This window comes from Methylobacterium sp. A54F (genome assembly GCF_053346035.1).
Genome location: NZ_JBKFBF010000020.1, coordinates 31,924 through 51,017, shown reverse-complemented (window position 1 = coordinate 51,017; position 19,094 = coordinate 31,924). Strand labels below are relative to the sequence as shown.

Genomic DNA, 19,094 nt, shown 5'->3' with positions numbered 1-19,094 from the left:
GGACGGCCCCGGCCGCCCCTGCCTGAAGCCCGAGGTCCCTCACCCCTCACCCCCCAGCGGGAGAGGGACCGGGTGAGGGATGCGAGGCCTCCGGACACAGCTCCGGGTAAGACGGCGCGCCCGGAAATCCGAGATCCCTCGTCGGCCTTCTACGTGAACGCCCCGGCTCGTTTAATCCGACGCGGCAAGGTCATTTCCACGGGAGCGTGCGTCGACGCACGTTCGCGCATCTCGGGAGGGGATTAAAACCACAAATATATCCCCGTGCATCAGCGCACATAAACTTCCAGAACGCTCGTTTATCTTCCTTCTCGTGGTCGCAGAACACGAAGCTGCGACGGAAGAACTTTCCGAAGGAAGGAATAGAGCATGAAGCGCACCGTAGCCGCGACCGTCTTCGCCGCCGCCCTCGCCCTCCCGCTCGCCGCCCAGGCCGGCGGCAACGGGGGCGACCGCCAGCCCGCCGGCGGGGGCTTCATGAGCTCCTACGTCAGCGACCCCTACCACGACCCGCGCTCGCTCCACTCGCAGCGCCGCGGCACGGGCCAGATCCTCGGCCAGCCCATGCTCTCGGAGGGCGCGGGCGTGCACCGGCCGCGCCGCGGCACCCTGGAGTCGCACTGGGCCTCCGGCACGCTCTCGGGCCGCACGCACCGCTGAGGCCCGGCCCGTCCGGCCATCGCGCGGACGGGCGCCCCCTCCCCCCGCGGGGCCGCCGTGCGGCCCTGCCTCGCCGTGAGCGGCGCGGCCGCGCGCGACCCGAACCGGATCGAGAGAGGACCGACGTGGACACCATCATCCAGGGCATCACGAAGTTTCAGGGCGACGTCTTTCCGGGGCAGCAGCGGATGTACGAGCGCCTCGTGCGCGACGGCCAGCATCCGAAGGCCCTGATCATCGCCTGCGCGGATTCCCGCGTGGCGCCCGAGCACATCACCCAGACCGGCCCCGGCGAGCTGTTCGTCTGCCGCAACGCCGGCAACATCGTGCCCCCGTTCGCGCAGGCGAACGGCGGCGTCTCCTCGGCGATCGAGTACGCCGTGGTGGCCCTCGGCGTGCGCGACGTGGTGGTCTGCGGCCACTCGGATTGCGGCGCCATGAAGGGCCTGATGACGCCCGGGGCGCTCGACGCGATGCCGAACGTCGCGGCCTGGCTGCGCCACAGCCACGCGGCGAGCCGGATCGTCTGCGAGGCCTATCCGGCCGACATGGACCCGGGGGACCACGCCCGGGCGCTCGCCCTGGAGAACGTGGTGGTCCAGCTCAACCACCTGCGCACCCACCCGAGCGTCGCCGCGGCCCTGGCCAAGGGGCAATTGCGGCTGCACGGCTGGTTCTTCGAGATCGAGACCGGGCGGCTCCTCGCCTACGACGGGGAGCTCGGCCGCTTCGTGCCCTTCGGCGACGCGGCAATGCCGGTCGCCCAGGCGCCGGCGGTGCGGGTCGCCGCGCCGGAATTCGCCCCCCGCGCCGCCGCGTGAGGGCGCGGCTCCCCCGCTCGCCGGCCCCGACGCCCTGAGGCGGGGGGCCGATCAGCGCCCGGCGGCGAGCCCGTAGAGGATCGGCCCGGCGGCCGCCTCCGCCTCGACGGCGGTGGCGCGCGCCCGCTCGGCGGGCGGGAGCAGGGCGAGGAAATCGGCCGAGGCCGCCACCGCGAGGTCGGCGGCCTTGGCGCGCGCCTCGAGGCGGGCCAGGGTGTTCATGGCCGGGCCGAGCACGGTGAACTCCGCCCGCAGGCCGTCGTCGAAGACGCCGACCAGCACCTCGCCCGCGTGGAGCGCCACCGCGACGCGCAAGGGGGGCTGCCCGGCGGCCTGCCGCTCCCGGCCGAGGGCCGCGAGGCCGGCCTGGATCGCGCCCGCGCAGGCGAGCGCCCGGGCGGCCTGCTCGGCCGGCCGGCCGACCAGGAACTGCGCCAGCACGCCGTCGCCGACGTACTTGTCCACGATGCCGTCGTGCTCCGTCACCGCCCCGTGGACCAGCGCCCGCACGGCGAGCAGCGCCCGCACCACCGCCTCCTGGGGCGCCTCGCGGGTGAGGCGCGAGAAGCCGCGGATGTCAACGGCCATCAGGCAGGCGTGGCGCTCGCGCACCGCGGCCGCCTCGCCGAGCCGGGCGAGGTCCCGGGCGACGCGGTCCGGCACGAAGCGGGCGAGCTGGGCGCGCTCGTGCTCCAGGCGCAGCGCCTCCGCCACCGCGCCGCGCAGGCGCATCACCCCGTCGATCACCACGAGGCTCGCGGCCGCGAAGGTGAGGAGGCCGGGGATCTGGTCGGCCAGAGTGACGTGGGGGCCGAGCACTCCCTCGGGCCAGACCATGCCGAGGGCGATGGCGGCCCCCCAGGCGAGGACGACGAGGCCCGAGAACAGCACCGTGTGCCAGACGCGGGTGGTGAGCCCCGTCTGCAGGAGCAGCAGGAAGGCCGGCAGCCGGCTCACCGCGTCGGAGGCGTCGTCGACGGCGCTCGCCCCCGCCAGCATGTGCTCGACGATGACGTAGACGGCGATCGTCGCGTTCAGGACCGTCCCGGCCCAGCCGAAGGCCTCGGCCCGGGCGCCCTCCCCGCGCTCCAGCAGGCCGAACCCGACGGCACCCACCGCGTAGAGGCCGAGGATGATCCAGTGGCTGAGCGCGTGGAGCGAGCCGTCGTAGGCCTGCGCCGCCATCAGCAGCACCAGCACGATGACGACCCGCAGGGCGAGCAGCCGCCCGCCCGCGGCCGCCCGCAGGAGCTGGCGCGCGCCGGCCTGGTGCCGGCGGTCGGGGCGCGTCCTCATGAGGTCGTCGTCCGGCGGGCTCGGGGGCGCTACCCCGCCCGCGAGAGCCGGCGCGCGCCGCCGAAGCGGTTGAGGAAGCGCGGCTCCTTCTCGGGGGCGAGGCGCACCGCGAGGTGGAGCGTGCCCCCCTCCTCCATGCGCCGGTCGAGCACCTCGGCGTTCTCGTAGAGCCAGTGCAGGCCGGCCCCGTCCTCGGGGCCGAGGACCACCGCGAAGGTGGAGCGGCTGCGGGCGATGCGGGCCTCGATGCGGCTCGTGAGCGCCGGAAGCCCCTCCCCCGTCACCGCCGAGACCAGCACGGGGGCGGCGCTGTCGCGGTCGCTGCGGGTGCGCCCGTGGCCGCTCAGGTTGAGCAGGCGCGTGCGCTCGGCCTCGTCCAGCCGGTCGGCCTTGTTCCAGACCTCGATGATCCGGTCGGCGCTGGCCGCGATGCCGAGCTCGCGCAGCACCTCGCCCACGTCCTCGGCCTGGGCCTCGGTGTCGCCGTGGCTGACGTCGCGGACGTGGAGCAGGATGTCGGCCTCGATCACGTCCTCCAGGGTCGCCCGGAAGGCGGCGATCAGGGCGGTCGGCAGCTCGGAGATGAAGCCCACGGTGTCGGAGAGGATCACGGTCTCGCCGTGGGGCAGCTTCGTCGCCCGCGCGGTCGGGTCGAGGGTCGCGAACAGCATGTCCTGCGCGGTTACCTGGGCCTTGGTCAGCGCGTTGAACAGGGTCGACTTGCCCGCGTTCGTGTAGCCCACGAGGGCGATGATCGGGTAGGGCACGCGCGCCCGGCTCTGCCGGTGCAGGCCGCGGGTGCGGGTGACCGCGTCGAGGTCGCGCTCGATCCGGGTCATCCGCTCCTGGATCATCCGGCGGTCCGCCTCGATCTGGGTCTCGCCGGGGCCGCCCAGGAAGCCGAAGCCGCCGCGCTGGCGCTCCAGGTGGGTCCAGGAGCGCACGAGGCGCGACTTCTGGTAGGCGAGGTGGGCGTGCTCGACCTGCAGCGTGCCCTCGCGGGTCGAGGCGCGGCGCCCGAAGATCTCCAGGATCAGGCCGGTGCGGTCGATGACCTTGGCGCCCCAGGCCTTCTCGAGGTTGCGCTGCTGCACCGGCGAGAGGGCGCAGTCCATCACCACGAGGCCGATCTCGCGGGCCCGGATCAGCCCGGCCAGCTCCTCGACGCGGCCCTTGCCGAGGTAGGTCGAGGGGCGGATGCGCGGCAGGGACAGCGCCATCGCCTCGGCCACGTCGAGCTCGATCGCGGCGGCGAGCCCCACGGCCTCGTCGAGGCGGGCGGCGGCGGAGCGCGCGGATGCGGGTGCGCCGCCCCCGGCCTGCGCGGCGGCCGCGCGCGTGAGGTAGGGCCCCACGACGAGGGTGTGGGTGGCGGCGGCGATCTCGCCCTCGGGGGCCGCCATCGCCTGGAGCCGGGCCTCGCCGGAGGTCTGAACTTCGCTCATCTGTCCTTCGTGCCGGACCCTCTGCGCAGGTCCATCGGCGCCGGTCCACCGGTGCCGGGTCTCCGCCACCGTTCCGGACAATGGGGACGCGCCGGGCCCAGACAAGGGGAGCCGGCCAAGGACACGCAGCCAAGGACATGCTGCCAGGGACGCGCGGCCGAGGACGCCCGGCCGGGAGAGCCTCGGCCTGGGCCGGCGCCGGTCAGGCCTTCTCGGGGGCGGTCTCGTCCGGCTCGAAGAGCTGCACGGGGTGGCCCGGCATGATCGTCGAGATGGCGTGCTTGTAGACGAGCTGCGAATGGCCGTCCCGGCGCAGCAGCACGCAGAAATTATCGAACCAGGTCACGACGCCCTGCAATTTCACGCCGTTGACGAGGAAGATCGTGAGCGGGATCTTGTTCTTGCGGACATGGTTGAGGAACGTGTCCTGCAGGTTCTGTGCGCGCTCGCCCGCCATTTCTTGTTATCCTTAGGTGTCGGCGCCCGCCGCTGTCGACGGGTTCTCTTCACTTGGGCCGGACGCGGTGCCCGGACAGGGACAGCGTGGCCTTCCGCGCATTAGGGGTGCAATTTCCGCTCCGATGCAAGAGGCGATGGTACGGGGGCGGCTTCGGCAACAGCTTCCGAAGATCGCCGCGGCCCGCGCGCCGCCCATGGCCCCTCCCCTCAGGGGCCCTTCCCCCAAAGGCCCCTCCCCTCAGGGCCCGATGCCGAGGGACTTGAGCTTCCGGTGCAGCGCCGAGCGCTCCATGCCGATGAACTCGGCGGTGCGGGAGATGTTGCCGGAGAACCGGGCGATCTGCGCCACGAGGTACTCGCGCTCGAAGATCTCGCGGGCCTCGCGCAGCGCCAGGCTCATCAGCTTCTCGCCCCCCGCCCCGTTCGGGGTGGTGGGCACCAGCGCGCCGATCTCGGAGGGCAGCATCTCGGAGGTGACCTCCTGCTCCGGGTCGGTGTGGGTGAGGATCATCAGGCGCTCGACGTTGTTGCGCAGCTGGCGCACGTTGCCGGGCCAGTCGTGCGACTGCAGCACCGCCATGGCGTCCTCGGCGATGCGGCGCTTGGGCAGGCCCGTCGAGGCCGAGATCTGGTCCATGAAGAAGCCGATCAGCTCGGGCACGTCCTCGCGCCGCTCGGCCAGCGCCGGCACCCGGATCGGCACCACCGAGAGGCGGTGGAACAGGTCCTCCCGGAAGCGGCCGGCCGCGATCTCCTCGGCGAGGTCGCGCGAGGAGGAGGAGATGATGCGCACGTCCACGTGCACCCGGGCGGTGCCGCCGACCCGCTGGAAGTTCTGATCGACGAGCACCCGCAGGATGCGGTTCTGGGTCTCGCGGGGCATGTCCGCGACCTCGTCGATGTAGAGGGAGCCGCCGTGGGCCTCCTCCAGCGCGCCGACGCGGCGCACCCGGCCCTCCCCGGCCTCGACCCCGAACAGCTCGGCCTCCATGGTCTCGGGCGTGATCGTCGCCGCGTTGATGACCACGAAGGGCCCGCTCGCCCGGCCCGAGGACGCGTGGAGGGTGCGGGCGGACAGCTCCTTGCCGGAGCCCGGCGCCCCCGAGATCATCACGCGGGCGTTCGTGGGCGCCACCCGATCCACCGTCTGGCGGAGCTGATTGACGGCGACCGAGGCGCCGACGAGCCGGCTCGCCTGGCCCGAGCGGGCCTTGAGGTCGCGCACCTCCCGCTTCAGCCGCGAGGCCTCGAGGGCCCGCTCCGCCACCAGGATCAGGCGGTCGGCCTTGAAGGGCTTCTCGATGAAGTCGTAGGCGCCCGCCTTGATGGCCGAGACCGCGGTCTCGATGTTGCCGTGGCCCGAGATCATCACGACGGGCAGGTCCGGGTGGCCGGCCTTGATCAGGTCGAGCACCTGCAGGCCGTCGAGGCGCGAGCCCTGCAGCCAGATGTCGAGGAAGACGAGGTGCGGCCGGCGCGACTCGATGGCCGCCAACGCCTCGTCGGAGCCGCCGGCCGTGCGGGTGCGGTGCCCCTCGTCGTCGAGGATGCCGGCAACGAGGTCGCGGATGTCGGCCTCGTCGTCGACGATCAGGATATCGGCGCTCATGGGTGCATCTCCGCGATCTGGGGGGCCGTCCGCGCGGCGCCCTTCTCCACTCGTTCGGCGCCGGCCCGGCGCTCCTCGCCCGCGCGCGGCGCGTCGCCGGCCGCGAGGGCGCGCGGCACGCGCATGCGCACGCAGCCGCCCCGGCCGGCGGGGTTGTCGTTCAGCTCGATCCCGCCCCCGTGCTCCTCGAGCACCTTACTGACGATGGCGAGGCCGAGGCCGGTACCACCCTCGCGGGTGGTCATATAGGGTTCGAGCAGGCGCTGGCGCCCCTCCACCGGGAAGCCCTTGCCGTTGTCGATCACGTCGATCACCGCGAAGGTGTCGTCGACGGAGAGGCGCAGGTCGACCCGGCCGCCGCTCTTGCCCGTCGCGTCCCGGTCGATCGGTTCCTTGCCGGCTCCGCCGGCCTTGGCAAGCTCGGCCTCGGGCACCTCGGCCACCGCCTCGACGGCGTTCTTGAGGATGTTGGTGATCACCTGCGAGAGCAGGCGGATGTCGAAGGCGGCGGTGATCCGCTCGGCGCCGGCCGCGCCCCGCACGGAGAAGCCGAATTCGAGGTCCGGGTGCGCCACCCGCATCATGAACAGGTTCTGCTTGGCGATCTCGGTGAGGTCGTTCTCGGCGATGGCCGGCTTGGGCATCCGCGCGAAGGACGAGAACTCGTCGACCATGCGCTTGATCTCGTCCACCTGGCGGATGATCGTCGCGGTGCACTGGTCGAAGACCTCGCGGTCGGCGACGATGACCTTGCCGTACTTGCGCCGGATGCGCTCGGCCGAGAGCTGGATCGGGGTGAGCGGGTTCTTGATCTCGTGGGCGATGCGGCGGGCCACGTCCGCCCAGGCGGAGGTGCGCTGGGCCGAGACGAGGTCGGTGATGTCGTCGAGGGTCACCACGTAGCCGCGGGCGGCGCCCTGCGCCTGCTCGCTCGTGACCCGCACGGTCACGGTGCGCTCGCGCCCGTTGCGGGTCAGCTGGATCTGCTGCTGCAGGGCCCGCTGGCGGCCCTCCCCCTCCGGCAGCAGGGGGGCGAGCTCGGGCACCGCCTGGGTCAGCTGGGTGCCGATGAGCGCCTCGGTGGAGAGGCCGAGCATCCGCTCCGTGGCGGGGTTCGCGATGGTCACGAGGCCGCCCGCGTCGACGCCGATGACGCCCGGCGAGACGCCCGACAGCACGGCCTCCGTGAAGCGGCGGCGGCGGTCGATCAGGTCGCTCGCCGCGGTGAGCCCCGCGTGCTGGCGGCGCAGCTCCTGCGTCATCTTGTTGAAGCTCTCGCCGAGATGAGCGAGGTCGCCGTCGGCCTTCCGGGCGGGCACCTGCGCGTAGAAATTGCCCGACGCCACCTGGTCGGCGGCGTTGATGAGCCGCCGGATCGGGGCGACGAAGCGGTTGGCGAAGTTGAGCCCGAACCAGACCGCCGAGAGCAGCGCGATCAGCGCGATCAGCACGAAGACCGACGCGAAGGTGACCTGGATCGAGCGCCGCAGCGAATCGTAGGTCAGGTACTCGGCGGCCGCCGCCCGCGAGACGCCGGGGAACTCGATGGCGAGCTGGCTGACCTCGCGCTGCACCAGGAGGACGGCGTCGTCGTAGGCCGGCATGCGCAGGAGCGCGGCGAAGACGCGGCCCTCGGTGGGCAGCAGGCAGATCGGGTCGTTCGACTTCGCCGCGTCCTCGAAGGCGGCGGCCGAGGGCAGGCGCGTCTGCTTCAGGACGTCGATGTTGGCCCGCGCCACCACCTCGGTCGGCCCGCGCATGATCTGCGCCACCGGCAGGCCGAGGTTGCTCGCCCGCGTCGTCAGGAAGCTCTCGAACCAGGTCCGGTTCACGTCGAAGTTCGGCCGTGCCCGCGTGAGGTCGTCGTTGAGGATCCGGATCTCCCGCGCCAGGCTCTGGCACTGGTTCTCCTGGTAGGCGTCCGCCACCTCGACGGACTTCAGCACCACGTCCCGCACCCGGTCGGTGAAGCCGAGGGAGAGGCCCCGGTCGATCGTCACCGAGGCGACGACGGCGAGCAGGATGGTCGGCAGGATGGCGATGAGGCTGAACAGCCCGACGATGCGGGTGTGCAGCCGCGCCACCGCGGCGTTCGCCCGCCGGGCCTGCAGGAAGACCCGCGCCTCCCAGGCGATGATCACCACGAGCCCGAGCACCAGGACGATGTTGATGGCGAGCAGCGTCACGCCGACCGTGGGCGTGGGGGTGACGCGGATCAGGCCGGCCAGGATCAGGAAGGTGGCGATCGCCGAGACGAGGGCCGTGGCGACGACGACGGCACCGAACCAGCCGGGCCCCCGCGGGGCCGGCCGCAGGGCCTCCGCCACGGGCTCGCCCGCCGCGCCGGCCGGCGTCTCGGCGGTGCCGTCCGCGGGCTCGGCCGGTCCCGCGGGGGGCGGCTGGTTTCGGGAGCGTCGGAGAAACGACATGCCTGATGCGGGGCCACAACAGTGTGGCGAAATTAATACGAATCGGCTCGCGCAACGGTCGTCAAGGTTGTCGCGGGCGACCCGATCCGACCTGCGGGCCGGAGCGCAGGGAGCACCTGATGCAACGGGGCCACGCCGTGACCCAAACCGCGCAGCCGGCCGCATCCGGGCTTGTTACATTATCACATTTGCGCAACGTAACAGTGTTACATCAGTGCGAGGCGCGATGCGGTCCGGGCGAGCGAAGGTCCGAGCGACGATTTCTGCCGCGTTGAGCGGCTGCGGGCTCGTGCTCGGCGGCACCCTGGCCGGCGGCCCGGCCCAGGCGCAGCGGGCGGAAGCGAGCCTGCCCGAGCTCAGCGTCACCAGCGTGAGCCCCATCCAGGCGACGGGCCAGGGGGGCGCCCCCCCGGGCTCTTCCGCGAGCCCCCCCGCGAGCTCGGCCGCGAGAACAGCCTCCAGTCTGCCCGACGGCGCCCTCCCGGTCGTCACCGACACCTTCTCGCCGGTGACCGTGGTGACCCGGTCGCAGATCCTGCGGGACCAGCCGCGGACGCTCGGCGACGCCCTGTTCGACCGGCCCGGCATCTCGGCCTCGACCTACGCGCCGGGCGCCGCGAGCCGGCCGATCATCCGCGGCCTCGACAACACCCGCGTGCGGATCCAGGAGAACGGCGTCGGCATCGGCGACGTCTCGGAGCTCGGCGAGGACCACGCGGTGCCGATCAACCCGCTGGTGGCGAACCGCATCGAGGTGATCCGCGGCCCGGCCTCGCTCCGCTACGGCAGCCAGGCGATCGGGGGCGTGGTGAGCGCCGAGAACAACCGCGTGCCGACCTTCATCCCCCCGCGGGGCATCGAGGGCCAGGTGACCACGGGCTACTCCTCCGTGGACAACGGCCGCCTCGGGGCCGCCACGGTGGATGCGGGGGCCGGCAACGTCGCCTTCCACGCGGACGGCTTCCGGACCGCCGCCGATTCCTACGCGACCCCGCTCGGCATCCAGCGGAACTCCGCCAACGAGAGCCAGGGCGGCGCGGTGGGGATGTCCTACGTGCACGAGCGCGGCTTCGTGGGCGTGTCGTTCAGCCACTACGACGCCGTCTACCAGATCCCCGGCGGCGAGGCGGCCGAGAGCCGCACGCGCCTTGATCCGCGCCAGGACCGGGCGCTCGCCCGCGGCGAGTACCGGCCGGTCGACGGGTTCATCGAGGTGATCCGCTTCTGGGCGGGGGGCGCGGTCTACCGCCACGACGAGATCGGCCTCGGGGAGGACGGGCTCGACGGGATCCGCGCCACCTTCAAGAACCGCGAGGCGGAGGGGCGCCTCGAATTGCAGCACGTGCCGGTCTTCACGGGCCTCGGGACCCTGACGGGGGCGCTGGGCTTCCAGGCGAACCGGCGCACCATCGGCACCTCCGGCGAGGCCGGGACGCTGCTCGCCCCGACCGACGCGCGCTCCAACGCCGCCTACCTGTTCGAGGAGCTCGACGTCGGCGGCGGCCTGCGCTTCCAGGCGGCGGGGCGCATCGAGGCGGACCGGGCCACCGGCACGGCGACGCAGTTCCCCGGGGACTACCTGCCCGTCGAGGGCGAGGACCCGCTCTCCTACGGGCGGCGCCGGCGCTTCGCGCCGAAGAGCGCGAGCTTCGGGGCCCTCCAGGCCCTGCCCTACGGCTTCGTGGCGAGCCTCAACGGCTCCTTCGTCGAGCGGGCGCCGACCGCCTTCGAGCTGTATTCGCGGGGCGCCCACGACGCCACCGAGACCTTCGAGATCGGCGACCCGAACCTCAAGAAGGAGCGCGCCCGCACCCTGGAGCTCAGCATCCGCCGGGGGGAGGGCCCGCTGCGCCTCGACGCCACCGGCTACGTCACGCGCTACACCGGCTTCATCTACAAGCGCGAGACCGGCCTGCGCTGCGGCGACGACTTCGCCTCCTGCGGGTCGGACGACGAGCTGCTGCAGGTGGTCTACTCCCAGCGCAACGCCACCTTCACGGGGGCCGAGATCGGGGCGCAGCTCGACCTCTTGCCGGTGGGCGACGGCTTCGCGGGGATCGAGGCGCAGTACGACTTCGTGCGGGCGCAGTTCGACGACGGCACCTACGTGCCGCGCATCCCGCCCCACCGGGTCGGCGGCGGCCTCTTCGTGCGCGCGGACGGCTGGTTCGCCCGGGTCTCGCTGCTGCACGCCTTCGCGCATATCGAGACGGCGCCCCTCGAGACGCCGACGCCCGGCTACGACGACCTGCGCGCGGAGGTGAGCTACACCAAGCCCCTCGACCCGGGGGTCTACGGCTTCAGCGCGGTGACGCTGGGCCTGCAGGCCCGCAACCTCCTCGACGACCGCATCCGCAACTCGGCCTCGTTCAAGAAGGACGAGATCCTGCTGCCGGGCCGAAACGTCCGGCTGACGCTGACGGCGCGGTTCTGAGGTGCGCCGACGGCCTCAGCCGTGGCAGGCGCAGCCGGCGTGGTCGCAGCCCGCGTGCTCGGCGTGGCCGTCCGCGCAGGCATCGCAGCAGAACGCCCGCCCCTCGCGGGTGATCGCCTGATCGATCGCGATCACGCAGACGCAGTCCGGGCAGGCGCACTTCACCATCTCGACGTCGACGCTCGTCATCGCAACTTCCCCACGCTCTGCCGGTCCAGCCTGCGCGCGGTACGCGGGCCGGGGACGAGGGTGGCGGGGCGGCGCGCAAACGTCAACGGACCGCGGCCCCGTGGGGCCGCAGTCGCGTGGACGGTCGGGTCGCGGTGGGGAGCCGGGCGGTGCCGGCCCCGGAGGCGCTTCAGCGCTTGCTCTTCACCTTGGCCTTGCGGGCGGCGTAGCGCGCGTCGCGCAGCTCCTTCTTTGCGGTGAGCTCGGCGGCCTTGCGCTCCTGCAGGGCGGCCGCTTCGGCCTCCTCGCGGGCGATCTGGGCGGCGAGCTCCGCCTCCTCGCGGGCGCGCTTCTCCTCGGCCGCCTGCTTCTCGGCGGCGATGCGGGCAGCCTCGCGCTCGCGGGTGCGCTCCTCACGGGCGCGGGAGATCTCCAGGCGCGCCTGCGCCTTGGCGATCATCTCCGGGTCGTCGAGGGGCGTGCGGGCCTTGAACTTGGCCAACAGAGCCGCCTTGGCATTCTGGGAGTTCTGGCGGCGGTCGTCGAAATTCCTGTAGTCGAATGCGCTCATCTGACCTTTCTCGTGCGGTATCTCGTGCGCCGTAGCGGCCATGGATGGCCGGCGCCTGTCACTGAAATCGCGTGCGTCGGGGCCGGGCGCGGGAGCCGGCCATGCCCTTGCCCCAGCGAAGCCCTTGCCCCAGCGAACGGACGGGTGCAACCGGAGCCGCCGCTCGGGAGCGGGGTTCCGGGTCAATTCTTCGTTCTCCGCATCAAAAGTTTGACGACGGATGCAGGAAGGCCGCACAGGGACCGGACATCCCGGCCGAACGGGCGGCGCGGAGCGCGCGGCCGGTCGGTGCGAGGACATGGGGCTGGATCGACACGGCCTCCGGGCAGCCGCGGGCCGCCCCGCCCGGCCTTGTACCGGGCACAGGCTTCACTTAGGGCGCCCGGGCCTTTTCGGCAAGGTGGTGCACCGCACGCGCGGCGGCGCCTCCGCAGTGTTTTGCACCTGTTCCGCGCGGGCTCGGCCCGCCGCTGCACCGGGCTGCGGCGGGCAGACGCCGCCCGCCGAGGTTGCCCTCCCGCACCCGCACGGCTAACCTTGCGGGCACAACGAGGCACGAAGGGCCGTCTCCCCTGCGGGGAGGCCGGGGGGAATGCAGCGGCAGCGCCGCGGCCGGTCGTCCCGTGAGCCCAAGCCTCGCATGCCGGCCTCGCACGCCGGCGTCGCAGCGGGGGCTTGGAATGGCGCAGACGATCTGGACGGCCGCGCCGCGCGCGGATCGGGCCCTGCGCCGCCCGACGCCCGCCGTGCTGCGCAACCTCCGCCGGGAACGGGCCTGAGGCCGGACGAAGGCAGCGTGCTGCGCGTCACCCCGGACCGGGGCCGACCCTCCGCGACCCGCGCGCCGCGCGGCCGCCGGCTTCCCCATGCCGCCGCGGCCCTCCTCGCCGCGGCCGTGCTCGCGCCCGGCGCCCCCGGCCCGGCGGCGGCCTTCGACCTGTTCGGCCTGTTCGGCTCCGAGGAGGAGCCCCTCGCCCCGAGCGCCACCGCACTGCCCTACGCCGTGAAGATCCAGGGCACGGACGACGACGACCTCCTGAAGGCGCTCCAGGACGTCTCGGCCCTGCACCGCCTGCGCCGGGAGCCCCCGCCGGACGGCGAGGGCCTGGTGCGCCGGGCCGAGGCCGACCTGCGGCGGCTGCCGGAGGCGCTCTCGGGCTACGGCTACTACGCCGGCCGCATCGCGGTCCGCGTGGACGGCGTCGCGCTTGCCGGCGAGACCGCGATCGCGCAGGCCGCCCGCGCGGCGGAGGCGGCCCGCGGCCGCGCCCTGGTGCCCGTGCGGATCGCCGTCGACACCGGCCCGCTCTACACGCTCCGGCGGATCACCGTACGCGACCCGCGGGGGGGCGCCTTCCCCGAGGAGGTGCTGCCCGCGCGCTTCACCCGGGTCGAGGACGACACCCCCGCCCGCTCGGCCGCCGTGCTGGCCCGGGAGGCCCGCATCGTCGACCGCTTCCGGGCGCTCGGCCACCCCTTCGCCAAGGTGGTGAACCGCGACCCCGTGGTGGACGACGCCGCCCACGTCATGGACGTGACCTTCACGGTGGACCCGGGCCCGATCGCGGGGATCGGCGCCGTGACGGTGCGGGGCACCGAGGGGCTCGACCCCGCGGTGGTGCGCTCCTTCATCTACACCGAGCCGGGGGACCCCTACGCGCCCAAGGTGCTCACGGACATGCGCCGGGCCGTGGCGAAGGTCGAGGCGCTCGGGGCCATCCGGATCCGCGAGGGGCAGGCCCTCGACCCGCAGGGCAACCTGCCGATCTTCGTGGACGTGACCGAGCGCGACCGCAACCTCATCGGCGTCTCGGCCCGCTACTCCACGGTCGACGGGCCGGGCATCCGCGCCTACTACGCGAACCGCAACCTGTTCGGCGGCGGTGAGACCCTGCGCCTCGACGCGGACATCTACTACCTCGGCAACGACCTCTACGCGACGCAGCGCAAGCTCGCCGGCATCAACTCGAACGGCCTCGGCGGCCGCCTCGCCGCCACCTTCGTCAAGCCGGCCCTGTGGGGCACCCGCACCGACCTCGTCGCCAACCTCTTCGGGGGACGGGAGGCGCAGCAGAGCTACGTGGCGGACGCGGCCGGCGGCACGGTGGGCCTGCGCTACCGCTTCTCGGACTCGTTCTTCGTGCAGGGCAACCTCGACGGGCAGGCCGGCCGCGCCGAGGACGCCCTCGGCACCGTCAAGTACCGCCTGGTCGGCGTCGGCGGCGCCCTGGCCTACGATTCCACCGACAACCTGCTCGACCCCACCGAGGGCGTGCGCCTCACCGCCTCGGCCACCGCCTATCCGAGCTTCCTCGGCTCCGACCCCGGCATCCTCGTGGCGAAGGCGCAGGGCTCGACCTACTACGCCCTCGACGACGAGGCCCGCATCGTCCTCGCCGGGCGCGTCGGCTTCGGCTCGATCTCGGGGGCGCGGCTCGAGGACATCCCCGCCAACATCCGGTTCTTCGCGGGCGGCGGCGGCTCGGTGCGCGGCTTCCCCTACCGGACGCTCGGGCCCCGCGGCCCCTTCAACCTGCCGATCGGCGGCCGCTCCCTCCTCGAAGCCTCGGTGGAGGCCCGCATCAAGGTCACGGAAACGATCGGGGTGGTCCCCTTCCTCGACGCCGGCACCGCGTTCGCCGGATCCCTGCCCGACTTCGAGGAGCGCATCCGCTACGCGGCCGGGCTGGGCCTGCGCTACTACACGGGCATCGGCCCCATCCGCGTCGACCTCGCCTTCCCGCTCGACCGCATCAAGGGCAACCACGAGCGGCCGGTCGCCCTCTACATCAGCCTGGGGCAGGCGTTCTGATGGGCCGGTTCCGGCACGACGCGCGCGCCCGCGCCGCCTCGGGCAGCCTGCCCGCCTGCGCCACGCCCGTTCGGGCCTGCGTGCTGCTGGCCTGTGCCCTCTTCGTCTGTGCGATCCTGGCCGCGCCCCTGACCCGCGCGGCGGACGAGGGCGAGAAGACCGTGCTCGGCGGCCTGCTCTCGCGGGCGCTCTCGACGCCCTCCTCCCGCGTCGCCATCGGGGCCGTCGACGGCGCCCTGTCCTCGGACGCCACCATCCGCGACGTCGCCATCAGCGACCGCGACGGCGTGTGGCTGCGCCTCGACCGGGCCCGCCTCGTCTGGCGGCGGCTCGCCCTGCTCTCGGGCCGGCTGGAGGTGGACAGCCTGGAGGTCGGCCGCATCGAGGTGCTGCGCCGCCCGGTGCCCGCCGCCGACCCGCCGGTCCGGGAACCGGACGGGACCCTGCTGCCGGACCTGCCCGTCAAGGTCGCCGTGAAGGGCTTCCGCCTGAACGAGCTGGTCCTCGGCGAGGCCGTCGCCGGCCAGCCCGCGCGGCTCGCGGCCTCCGGCAAGGCCTCCCTCGGCAACCCGGCCGAGGGCCTCGACCTCGACCTCGCGGTGAGCCGCCTCGACGCCGCCGGGCGCTTCACCGCCCGCCTCCTGTTCGTGCCCAAGGGCGAGCGGCTGGAGGTGAAGCTCGCGCTGACGGAGCCCGCCGCGGGCCTGCTCTCGAAGGGCCTGAACCTGCCCGGCGAGCCGCCGATCAACCTCGACCTCGACGGGCGCGGCACCCTCGACGCCTGGAACGCCCGGCTCGATTTCGACGCCGGCGAGAGCATCGGCGCCAAGGGCGGCGCGAAGATCTCGCGCATCGGGGCCGAGCGGCGCCTCTCCCTCGACCTCGCCTCGCGGATCGAGGGCCTGCTGCCCGGGCCGGCGGCGGCCGTGTTCGCCGGCACCACCCAGCTCGACGCGGGCCTGCGCTTCGCCGACAGCGGCAGCTTCGGGATCGACCGCCTCGAACTCGCCTCGCGCACCGCCCGCCTCGACGCCCGCGGCAGCCTCGGCGCCGACCGCGTCGCCGACTTCACGGTCCAGGCCCGGGCGCTGCCCACCGAGGGCGCGGTCACGCGGGCCGGCGCGGCCGAGCTCGAAGCCCTGAGCTTCGACGGCAGCCTGAAGGGCCCCCTCGCCCGCCCCCGCGTGCAGGGCGCCCTCCGGGCCTCGGGCCTGCGGACGGCGGGCAGCGGCCTCGACCGCGTCGAGGCGACGATCTCCGCCGAGCCCGCCGCCGGCGGGGCGCAGCGGTTCGGCCTCGCGGCCGACGCCCGCGTCGCCGGCCTGCGGCTCGCCGATCCGGCGCTGGCCCGCGCCGTCGGCCCCGAGGGCACCCTCGCCTTCCGGGGGACGCTCGAGCCCGACAACACCGTGACGGTGGAGCGCCTGCGCCTCGAGGCCCCGAGCGCGCTCGCGACCTACGCGGGGCGCCTTGGCACGAACCTCCTCTCGGGCCGGGTCGAGGCGGCGCTCTCGGACCTCTCGGCCTTCTCGGGGATCGCCGGGCGCCCACTGGCGGGCTCGCTCGCCGCCGCCGCCGACCTCTCGGGCGACCCCGCCCGCCGGGCCGTGACGGCCGACCTCGACCTGCGGAGCCGCGACCTCCGCCTCGGCAGCCCGGTCCTCGACCGGCTGGTCGGCCCCGCGCCCCGCCTCACCGGCCGCCTCGCCCAGGTCTACGACGGCTACGCCTTCGCGGGGGCCCGCCTCGAGGCCGCCGCGCTCCGCGCCCGCCTCGACGGGCGCGCCGACGCCCGGATGGCCGACGCGCGCCTCGACCTCGACCTCACCGACCTCGCGGCGCTGGACGCGCGCCTCGGCGGCCGCGCGCAACTCGCCGGCCGCCTCGGCGGGACCCTGGTGCGGCCGGACCTCGACGCCACCCTGACCGCCCCCGAGGCGTCGGCCCTGGGGCGGCCCCTGCGCGGCCTGACGCTCGACGCCGCCCTGCGCGACCTCACCGGTGCCCTCGACGGCCGGATCCGCCTCGGCGGCAGCGTGGACGGCAAGCCCCTCTCGGGCGGCGCCCACGTGGCCCGCGGCCCCGCCGACTGGACCCTCGACGGGCTCGCCCTGCGCCTCGGCTCGGTCGCCCTCGACGGACGGGCGGCCCTCGCCGCCGCCACCGGCCTCGCCGAGGGCAGCCTGACCCTCTCGGCCGGCGACCTCGACGACCTCTCGGCGCTCGCCCTGCGGCGCCTCGGCGGCAGCCTGGAGGCCGCGATCACCCTCGACCGCGCGGGGGGCCGCCAGGATGCGGCGGTGCGCGCCGCCGGCCGCTCGCTCCGGGCCGGCGAGATCGGCCTCGCCCGCCTCGACGCGAACCTCGCGGGCCGGGACCTGCGGTCCGCGCCCCGCCTCGACGGGCGCCTCGAGGCCGACCGCCTCACGGCCGCGGGCGAGAGCCTCGACACGATCCGGCTCGCGGCGACCGGCAGCCCGAGCGCCAGCGACGTGACGCTCGCCGCGAAGGCCCGCGGCTTCGACCTCGACGGGGCGCTGCGCGTGGTCCCCGCCGAGCGGATCCGGATCGAGCTGAGCCGCTTCACCGCCGCCCGCGGGGGCGACCGGCTGGCGCTCGCCGGCCCCGCCACGGTCACCCTCGACGGCGGCGACGCGCTCATCGACGGGCTCACCATCGCGGCGGGCGGCGGCCGGCTCAGCCTCTCGGGCCGGGCCGGCGCCAGCCTCGACCTGCAGCTCGCCCTGAAGGCGCTGCCCCTGTCGCTGGCCTGGATCGCCAGCCCGTCCCTCGCCCTGTCGGGCACCCTCGACGGCGAGGCGGTGCTGAAGGGCCCCGCCGCCCGGCCCGAGGGCCGCTACGCCCTGTCGCTCGCCCGCCTCGTCACGCCGGAGACCCGGAAGGCCGGCCTGCCGCCCGTCGAGGCTCAGGCCAGCGGCAGCCTGTCGGACGGGCGCGCGACGATCGACGGCCGCGTCACCGCCGGCCGCAACGTGGAGGCGAGCCTCTCGGGCTCCCTGCCCCTCGATCCCGGCGGCGCCCTGGCGCTCAAGGCCCGCGGGACCCTCGAGGCGGCGCTCGCCAACTCGCTCCTCAGCGCCGGCGGCCAGCGCCTGACCGGCCGCGTCGCCCTCGACGCCGGGGTGACCGGCACCCTGGCGCAGCCGCAGGTGGCCGGCAGCGCGACGCTCACGGGCGGCAGCTTCACCGACCCGCTCCAGGGTATCCGCCTCACGAACATCGAGGGCCGCGCCGCGGGGCGGGGCGACGCCGTCGTGCTGGAGCGCCTCACCGCCGCCACCCGCAACGGCGGCCGCCTCTCCGCCGAGGGCCGCGTCGCGGTGGCGCCTGATGCGGGCTTCCCGGGCAGCTTCACGGTGCGGGGCGAGCGGGCGGAACTGGTGTCGAGCCCGCTGATGACCGCGGTGGCGAGCCTGAACCTCGCCGTGGCCGGCCCGCTCGCCCGCACCCCGCGGGTGAGCGGCCGGGTCGACGTCGCCTCGATCGACGTGAACGTGCCGGACCGCCTGCCCGCCACCGTGCAGCCGCTCCCCGGCATCCGCCGGGTCAACACCCCCCCGGAGCTGCGGGCCCGCCTCGCGCAAGGGGCCCCGAAGCAGGCCGCCGCGAACCCCTCGGCCGCGGGCCGGCGGAGGAGCCGCCCGCCCGCGCCCTTCGACGCGAGCCTCGACGTGCAGGTGTCGGCCCCCAACCGGATCTTCGTGCGCGGCCGCGGCATCGATGCGGAGCTCGGCGGAGACCTGCGCATCACCGGCTCCTCGCGGGACCCGAGCGCGGTCGGCGCCTTCGAGATGCGGCGCGGGCGCCTCAGCGTCGTGGGCCAGCGCCTCGACTTCACCCGCGGCCGCCTCACCTTCGGGGGCGAGCTGACGGCGCCCGACCTCGACTTCGCCGCCGAGACCAAGGCCGGCGAGATCACCGCCCGCGTCGCCGTGACGGGCCCCGCCAACCAGCCCGCCTTCGCGCTGAGCTCCGACCCGGCCCTGCCCCAGGACGAGGTGCTCTCCCGCCTCCTGTTCAAGAAGGCCTCCGGCAACCTCTCGGCCTTCCAGGCCCTCCAGCTCGCCCAGGCCGTGGCGCAGTTCTCCGGCGGCGCCGGCGGCACGGACGTGTTCGAGCAGGCCCGCAAGGGGCTCGGCCTCGACAGCCTCGACGTCTCGACGGGCGCGAGCGGCGGCCCGGCGGTCGGCGCTTCGCGCTACCTCAGCGACCGGCTCAGCGTCGGCGTGAAGGCCGGGGCGAAGCCCGCCGACACGGCGGCCACCATCGACTACGACGTCACCCGCCGGGTGAAGATCCAGGGCGAGGCCGGCAGCGACGGGCGCACCGCGGTCGGCGTCGGCGCCGAGTGGGAGTACTGAGCCGGCGG

At 74.4% G+C, this 19,094-nt stretch carries 12 protein-coding genes; 5 read left to right on the top strand and 7 right to left on the bottom strand.

Features of this window, described 5'->3' with window-relative positions:
• Positions 1-369 precede the first annotated feature (369 nt).
• Together ACLBXP_RS23705 and ACLBXP_RS23700 are read left to right on the top strand one after the other, a co-directional pair.
• The gene (locus tag ACLBXP_RS23705; protein ID WP_447670294.1) at positions 370-660 is read left to right on the top strand and encodes a hypothetical protein; all 291 of its coding nucleotides are present in this window, start codon (positions 370-372) and stop codon (positions 658-660) included.
• Between the two features lie 125 nt (positions 661-785).
• A complete protein-coding gene (locus tag ACLBXP_RS23700; RefSeq protein WP_447670293.1) occupies positions 786-1,481 on the top strand; it encodes a carbonic anhydrase in 696 nt (231 codons plus the stop codon).
• A 51-nt stretch (positions 1,482-1,532) separates the two neighbouring features.
• On the opposite strand, the gene ACLBXP_RS23695 is transcribed toward ACLBXP_RS23700, so the two are convergent.
• The 5 genes from ACLBXP_RS23695 to ACLBXP_RS23675 form a co-directional block, all read right to left on the bottom strand.
• Entirely contained in the window at positions 1,533-2,777 is a 1,245-nt protein-coding gene (locus ACLBXP_RS23695) for an adenylate/guanylate cyclase domain-containing protein (RefSeq protein ID WP_447670292.1), read from the bottom strand.
• 29 nt (positions 2,778-2,806) lie between these two features.
• Positions 2,807-4,222 (bottom strand): GTPase HflX, encoded by a 1,416-nt coding sequence (hflX, locus tag ACLBXP_RS23690; RefSeq protein WP_447670291.1) that lies wholly within the window; start codon positions 4,220-4,222, stop codon positions 2,807-2,809.
• Between the two features lie 202 nt (positions 4,223-4,424).
• On the bottom strand, positions 4,425-4,679 hold the full coding sequence (gene hfq, locus ACLBXP_RS23685; protein ID WP_003600267.1) for an RNA chaperone Hfq: 255 nt from the start codon (positions 4,677-4,679) through the stop codon (positions 4,425-4,427).
• A 240-nt stretch (positions 4,680-4,919) separates the two neighbouring features.
• Positions 4,920-6,290: a nitrogen assimilation response regulator NtrX gene (gene ntrX / locus ACLBXP_RS23680; RefSeq protein ID WP_447670290.1), complete on the bottom strand. Its 1,371-nt coding sequence runs from the start codon at positions 6,288-6,290 to the stop codon at positions 4,920-4,922.
• A complete protein-coding gene (locus ACLBXP_RS23675) occupies positions 6,287-8,719 on the bottom strand; it encodes an ATP-binding protein (RefSeq protein ID WP_447670289.1) in 2,433 nt (810 codons plus the stop codon). The genes ntrX and ACLBXP_RS23675 overlap by 4 nt, the downstream gene beginning before the upstream one ends.
• A gap of 226 nt (positions 8,720-8,945) precedes the next feature.
• On the opposite strand from ACLBXP_RS23675, the gene ACLBXP_RS23670 reads away from it, so the two are divergent.
• Entirely contained in the window at positions 8,946-11,153 is a 2,208-nt protein-coding gene (locus tag ACLBXP_RS23670; RefSeq protein WP_447670288.1) for a TonB-dependent receptor, read from the top strand.
• Between the two features lie 15 nt (positions 11,154-11,168).
• Here ACLBXP_RS23670 and ACLBXP_RS23665 read toward each other — a convergent pair whose 3' ends face one another.
• Positions 11,169-11,342 carry a metallothionein gene (locus tag ACLBXP_RS23665; RefSeq protein WP_447670287.1) on the bottom strand — a complete coding sequence of 58 codons (174 nt, stop codon included), beginning with the start codon at positions 11,340-11,342 and terminating at the stop codon, positions 11,169-11,171.
• 169 nt (positions 11,343-11,511) lie between these two features.
• A complete protein-coding gene (locus tag ACLBXP_RS23660; RefSeq protein WP_447670286.1) occupies positions 11,512-11,892 on the bottom strand; it encodes a DUF6481 family protein in 381 nt (126 codons plus the stop codon).
• Positions 11,893-12,787: 895 nt separating this feature from the next.
• Here ACLBXP_RS23660 and ACLBXP_RS23655 point away from each other — a divergent pair.
• The gene (locus ACLBXP_RS23655; RefSeq protein ID WP_447670303.1) at positions 12,788-14,704 is read left to right on the top strand and encodes an autotransporter assembly complex protein TamA; all 1,917 of its coding nucleotides are present in this window, start codon (positions 12,788-12,790) and stop codon (positions 14,702-14,704) included.
• Positions 14,704-19,086: a translocation/assembly module TamB domain-containing protein gene (locus ACLBXP_RS23650; protein ID WP_447670285.1), complete on the top strand. Its 4,383-nt coding sequence runs from the start codon at positions 14,704-14,706 to the stop codon at positions 19,084-19,086. The genes ACLBXP_RS23655 and ACLBXP_RS23650 overlap by 1 nt, the downstream gene beginning before the upstream one ends.
• Positions 19,087-19,094: the final 8 nt, after the last annotated feature.

What these genes read in the sequence shown, in the direction of transcription:
- ACLBXP_RS23705 (WP_447670294.1), top strand. Translation starts at nt 370, where the DNA reads ATGAAGCGCACCGTAGCCGCGACCGTCTTCGCCGCCGCCCTCGCCCTC.
- ACLBXP_RS23695 (WP_447670292.1), bottom strand. Translation starts at nt 2,777, where the DNA reads ATGAGGACGCGCCCCGACCGCCGGCACCAGGCCGGCGCGCGCCAGCTC.
- hflX (WP_447670291.1), bottom strand. Translation starts at nt 4,222, where the DNA reads ATGAGCGAAGTTCAGACCTCCGGCGAGGCCCGGCTCCAGGCGATGGCG.
- hfq (WP_003600267.1), bottom strand. Translation starts at nt 4,679, where the DNA reads ATGGCGGGCGAGCGCGCACAGAACCTGCAGGACACGTTCCTCAACCAT.
- ntrX (WP_447670290.1), bottom strand. Translation starts at nt 6,290, where the DNA reads ATGAGCGCCGATATCCTGATCGTCGACGACGAGGCCGACATCCGCGAC.
- ACLBXP_RS23675 (WP_447670289.1), bottom strand. Translation starts at nt 8,719, where the DNA reads ATGTCGTTTCTCCGACGCTCCCGAAACCAGCCGCCCCCCGCGGGACCG.
- ACLBXP_RS23670 (WP_447670288.1), top strand. Translation starts at nt 8,946, where the DNA reads ATGCGGTCCGGGCGAGCGAAGGTCCGAGCGACGATTTCTGCCGCGTTG.
- ACLBXP_RS23665 (WP_447670287.1), bottom strand. Translation starts at nt 11,342, where the DNA reads ATGACGAGCGTCGACGTCGAGATGGTGAAGTGCGCCTGCCCGGACTGC.
- ACLBXP_RS23660 (WP_447670286.1), bottom strand. Translation starts at nt 11,892, where the DNA reads ATGAGCGCATTCGACTACAGGAATTTCGACGACCGCCGCCAGAACTCC.
- ACLBXP_RS23650 (WP_447670285.1), top strand. Translation starts at nt 14,704, where the DNA reads ATGGGCCGGTTCCGGCACGACGCGCGCGCCCGCGCCGCCTCGGGCAGC.